Source organism: Oerskovia sp. 140933 (assembly GCF_059651515.1).
Map to the genome: position 1 here is coordinate 1 of NZ_JAMXIO010000065.1, position 4,626 is coordinate 4,626.

General features: G+C 72.7%; 6 protein-coding genes. 1 reads left to right on the plus strand and 5 read right to left on the minus strand.

The annotated features are described in order from the left end of the window. Nucleotides 1-57 precede the first annotated feature (57 nt). Nucleotides 58-795 (minus strand): phosphoglyceromutase, encoded by a 738-nt coding sequence (locus tag NHG27_RS18820; protein WP_193718533.1) that lies wholly within the window; start codon nucleotides 793-795, stop codon nucleotides 58-60. Nucleotides 796-919: 124 nt separating this feature from the next. On the opposite strand from NHG27_RS18820, the gene NHG27_RS18825 reads away from it, so the two are divergent. After that, nucleotides 920-1,357 (plus strand): nitroreductase family deazaflavin-dependent oxidoreductase, encoded by a 438-nt coding sequence (locus NHG27_RS18825; protein WP_497017338.1) that lies wholly within the window; start codon nucleotides 920-922, stop codon nucleotides 1,355-1,357. A gap of 92 nt (nucleotides 1,358-1,449) precedes the next feature. Here NHG27_RS18825 and mshA read toward each other — a convergent pair whose 3' ends face one another. The 4 genes from mshA to NHG27_RS18845 all read right to left on the minus strand — a co-directional run bounded on the left by mshA (nucleotide 1,450) and on the right by NHG27_RS18845 (nucleotide 4,573). Then, nucleotides 1,450-2,685 carry a D-inositol-3-phosphate glycosyltransferase gene (gene mshA, locus NHG27_RS18830; protein ID WP_497017340.1) on the minus strand — a complete coding sequence of 412 codons (1,236 nt, stop codon included), beginning with the start codon at nucleotides 2,683-2,685 and terminating at the stop codon, nucleotides 1,450-1,452. A 29-nt stretch (nucleotides 2,686-2,714) separates the two neighbouring features. Then, nucleotides 2,715-3,854, minus strand: coding sequence for a lactonase family protein (locus NHG27_RS18835; protein ID WP_497017339.1), 1,140 nt, complete (start codon nucleotides 3,852-3,854; stop codon nucleotides 2,715-2,717). A 97-nt stretch (nucleotides 3,855-3,951) separates the two neighbouring features. Continuing rightward, a complete protein-coding gene (locus tag NHG27_RS18840) occupies nucleotides 3,952-4,287 on the minus strand; it encodes a histone-like nucleoid-structuring protein Lsr2 (protein ID WP_193718530.1) in 336 nt (111 codons plus the stop codon). A 91-nt stretch (nucleotides 4,288-4,378) separates the two neighbouring features. Further along, nucleotides 4,379-4,573 (minus strand): hypothetical protein, encoded by a 195-nt coding sequence (locus NHG27_RS18845; RefSeq protein WP_193718529.1) that lies wholly within the window; start codon nucleotides 4,571-4,573, stop codon nucleotides 4,379-4,381. Nucleotides 4,574-4,626 lie beyond the last annotated feature (53 nt).

Sequence of the window (4,626 nt, forward strand, 5' to 3'; positions counted from 1 at the left end):
GCTCTCCCCGCGGGGGGAGCGGCGCCGTCGGGCGTTCGCGTCGAGGCGACGGGACGATCAGCGACCCTGGTTCGCGACCGCGGCGATCGCGTCCGCCGCAGCAGCCGGGTCGAGGTACTTGCCACCCTTGACCACGGGGACCAGGTTCTCGTCGAGCTCGTACACGAGCGGGATGCCCGTGGGCACGTTGAGAGCCGCGATGTCCTCGTCCGAGATGCCGTCGAGGTGCTTGATGATCGCGCGCAGCGAGTTGCCGTGCGCCGCGACGAGGACCGTCTTGCCGGCCTTGAGGTCGGGGACGACCTCACCCTCCCAGTACGGCAGCGCGCGCTCGAGGACGTCCTTGAGGCACTCGGTCCGCACGACCGGGGCGTCCGCGTAGCGCGGGTCCGTGTCCTGCGAGAACTCCGAGCCGAGCTCGATCGCGGGCGGCGGCACGTCGTACGAACGACGCCACAGCATGAACTGCTCCTCGCCGAACTCGGCGAGCGTCTGCTTCTTGTCCTTGCCCTGGAGAGCGCCGTAGTGGCGCTCGTTGAGGCGCCAGGAGCGCTTCACGGGGATCCAGTGACGGTCCGCGGAGTCCAGCGCGAGGTTCGCGGTGGTGATCGCGCGACGCAGCAGGGAGGTGTGCACGACGTCGGGGAGGACTCCCGCGTCCGTCAGCAGGGTGCCGCCGCGCTTCGCCTCCTCGACGCCCTTCTCCGAGAGTGCGACGTCCACCCAGCCGGTGAACAGGTTCTTGGCATTCCATTCGCTCTCGCCGTGGCGGAGCAGCACGAGGGTGTAGGTCATGGTCACCATCCTGCCGCACCATGACGCGGGTGGCAGCGCTGTCCCGGGAAATGGTCACCGAACATCTACGGAACGGGAATCTCCGCTCCGGGAATGGTGACGCGCGCCACGCGTTGTACCAGGCATGCCGATCACCGGAGAGTACGCACCCAGCACGAGCGACTGGGCACGCAAGCAGGCCGAGCTGTACGAGACCTCAGGCGGGACCAAGGGCACGACGCTGCGCGGGATGCCCGTGGTGATCCTGTGGACCCTGGGCGCGAAGAGCGGCAAGATCCGCAAGACGCCGCTCATGCGCGTCGAGCACGACGGCACCTACGCCGTCGTCGCCTCGCTCGGCGGCGCCCCGCAGCACCCCGTCTGGTACCACAACATCGTGGCGAACCCGCACGTCGAGCTCCAGGACGGGCCCGAGCGCCACGACTACACGGCCCGCGAGGTCACGGGCGAGGAGAAGGCCCTGTGGTGGGAGCGCGCCGTCGCGGCCTACCCGGACTACGCGAGCTACCAGGAGCGCACCGACCGGGAGATCCCGGTCTTCGTGCTCGAACGGCACGACTGACCCCGGGCGGCCGCCGAGGCAGAGGGTTCGCGGCGACGGAGCCGGCCAGGCGCTCCCCCGACGTGGAACCTCGCGGGAGCCGTGGTCACGCCTCAGCGCGGACGCGCCGCCCGCGCCTCGGCCGCCTGCTCGTACACCGCGAGCATGGCCTCTGCCGTCGCGTCCCAGCCGTACCGTTCGCTGACGCGCCGCGCCCCGGTCGCGAGCCCGGCACGGCGCTCGTCGTCGGCCAGCAGGTCGCTCAGGGTGCGCGACCACGTCCACGGGTTGTGGTCCGGGACCAGGATCCCCGACACCCCGTCCTCGACGACCGTCCGCAGCCCACCCACGGCCGCCGCGACCACGGGCGTGCCCGACGCCTGCGCCTCGGCCGCGACCAGCCCGAACGACTCGTTGTGCGACGGCACGGCCACGACGTCCGCGGCCCGGTAGTAGCGCACGAGCTCGTCGCGCGGCACGGGCGGGCGCACGACCACGTGGTCGGCGACGCCCATCTGGTAGGCGAGCGCCTCGAGCTCGCGCACCGCCGTCATGCGCCCGCTCGGCCCGCCGAGCACCACGAGCGTCGGCAGCGGCTCGTCGTGGTCCGCGAGCACCCCGAGCGCCCGGACCAGGACGTCGGGCGCCTTGAGCGGCTGGACGCGCCCCGCGAACAGCACGAGCCGACCCGTGGTCGGCAGCCCCAGGGCGGCCCGCAGCGACTCCTTGGTCTCGCCCGGCGCGGCCGGCGAGAACAGGTCGAGGTCGACGCCCGGCGGCACGACGTGCACCTTCGCCGGGTCCGCGCCGTACTCCTCGACGAGGTCCTTGAACTCCTCGGGCGTGCTCGCCACGAGCGCGTCGGCCTCCGCGACGACCTGCTCCTCGCCGATGATCCGCCCGAGCGGCTCGGGGGCGTCCCCCGGGGCCAGGGCAGCGTTCTTCACGCGGGCCATGGTGTGCATCGAGTTCACGAGCGGCACGTCCCACCGGTCCGCGGCGAGCCAGCCCGCCTGCCCGGAGAGCCAGTAGTGCGTGTGCACCACGTCGTACCAGCCCGCGTCCCGCCGCGCCTCGGCCCGCAGCACCCCCGCCGTGAAGGCGCAGAGCTGCCCCGGGAGGTCGTTCTTGTCGAGCCCCTCGAACGGACCGGCCACGACGTGGCGCACCAGCACGCCGTCCTCGACCTCGACCACGGGCGGCTGGGCCGACGACGTCGCGCGCGTGAAGATCTCGACCTGCGCCCCGCGCCGGGCCAGCGCCCGCGCCAGCTCCGTGATGTACACGTTCATGCCGCCCGCGTCGCCCGTGCCGGGCTGGTCGAGCGGCGAGGTGTGCACCGAGAGCATCGCGATGCGCGGCGACTCCTTCACAACCCTCAGGCCTCCACGACGCACGCCGGGACAGGGACAGCGACCTCGTCCACGAGCACGCCCGCACCGTCCGTCCGGTCGACCCGCAGGACCACGAGGTTGGACGAGTTCTGGTTGGCCACGACGACCAGGTCCGCGACGGGCGTCGCGTCGCCCACGGGCGCCAGCACCGCGAAGTGCCGCGGCCACGCCCCGCCCAGCGGGGTGTCGGACAGGTGCTCGAGGACGGGGGCTGCGCCGTCGGGCCCGGGCGCCCGCGTCACCGCGAACGTCGACAGGACGTCGGCCCCGCGGACCGCGACGAACAGGCGCGCCCCGTCCTCGCTCAGCGCGACGTGCGACGGGTAGTTCCGGCCGCCCTCGGGCAGCGGGGCGGCGGTCGCGGGGACCGAGCCGGCGATCTCGAACCGGCCGTCCCCCGACGGGACCAGGACGTAGACGCGTGCGTCGAGCTCGGTCGCGACGAGGAGCGCCCCGGGAGAGCCCTCGGGGTCCGGCAGGACCGCGAAGTGGCGCGGGCCCGCACCGCCCGGGAGGGCCGCCACGACACGTGCCGGGGCGGCGGCGTCCGCGAGGTCCCGCAGCTCGTCGAGCGCACGCGGGTACGCGCGCAGCTCGTCAGTCCCCAGATCCGCCACCACGGGATCCCCCGCGACCGCGCCGACGAAGTGGGCGTGCGGCCCCCTCTGGCGGTCGGTGTCCGGCCCCGTACCCCGGTGCTCCAGGCGCAGGGCCTCGGTCGGGGCGCCCGACGCGTCGAGCGGCAGCACCGCGAACGTGCCGTCGCCGTAGTTCGCGACCCAGACCGCGTCGTCCGTCGCGACCACGTGGCACGGGTGCGTGCCACCGCTGGGCACCGTCGCCAGGTGGGCGAGCGCGCCGTCCGGCGAGACCCGGAACCCGCTCACCGCGCCCCGCTCGTCCTCGGTCACCGCGTACAGGAGGGCACCGCTCGGGTCGAGCGCGACGAACGACGGCGACGGCGTCACGGCCGCCAGGACCGGCTCGCCCAGCGCGCCCGTCGACGGGTCGACCGGCACCCGCCAGATCCCCTCGCCACTGCCGACCGGCGCCCCGTCGGGGTAGGTGCCGAGCCAGAGGGTGCGCGAGTCCGGGGCGCCCACGGGCGACGAGGGAGAAGTCATGCCCCGAGCCTAGTAGCACCCGGACGTGCGTCAGGGGCGCTCCGACCGACCCCGCAGCGCGGAGACCGGGCGGGACGCCCCCGACAAGGACAGCGGATCAGTGCGCTGCGTCGTACGCCTGCTGGACGTCGGCCGAGATTCGGCCACGCTCGCTGACCGTGTAACCATTCGCGCGTGCCCATTCACGGATCTCCGTCGCACGCGACGGACCCGCTGCGGAAGAACGCGTCTTGCGGGCCGCCGGGCGAGCAGTTCCGCGCGTGACCTTGCGTGCGTGACCGACCCACGGCGCAAAGGCGTCGCGCAATTCCTGGGCGTGAGCCGAGCTGAGGTCGATCTCGTAGGAGACGCCGTCGAGGGCGAACGTCACGGACTCGTCCGCCGCTCCACCGTCGACGTCGTCGACGAGAATTACCTGGACCTTCTGTGCCACTGTGCTACCTCGCGTCTTCGAGAATTGATGCTGGTATCTCGAAGTGTGCCATTTTGAGGGAATCACGTCAAAGGCAAAGCACGTGTCGCGACTACCGAGAAGTCGTCGAAGAATCCCCCGACGCCTGCGCACGGAGCTCGGCCTGCTCTGCCCGGGCGTCGAGCTCGGCCATGGCAAGCCTCTCGTTACGGTCCGCACGCACGATCGCACGCATCGCGAAATAGAAGAGGATGCCGACCCCCACCGAGGGGATCAAGGCATAGACGGCGGGCCAGAAATCGCTCATGCGGGCCAGTCTACGACCGCAGGACGACTGCGGGGTGCGCCGCCCCGGGGGGG

Excerpts from the sequence above, each read along its gene's own strand:
- NHG27_RS18820 (WP_193718533.1), bottom strand. The coding sequence starts at position 795 with ATGACCTACACCCTCGTGCTGCTCCGCCACGGCGAGAGCGAATGGAAT.
- NHG27_RS18825 (WP_497017338.1), top strand. The coding sequence starts at position 920 with ATGCCGATCACCGGAGAGTACGCACCCAGCACGAGCGACTGGGCACGC.
- mshA (WP_497017340.1), bottom strand. The coding sequence starts at position 2,685 with ATGCTCTCGGTGCACACCTCGCCGCTCGACCAGCCCGGCACGGGCGAC.
- NHG27_RS18835 (WP_497017339.1), bottom strand. The coding sequence starts at position 3,854 with ATGACTTCTCCCTCGTCGCCCGTGGGCGCCCCGGACTCGCGCACCCTC.
- NHG27_RS18845 (WP_193718529.1), bottom strand. The coding sequence starts at position 4,573 with ATGAGCGATTTCTGGCCCGCCGTCTATGCCTTGATCCCCTCGGTGGGG.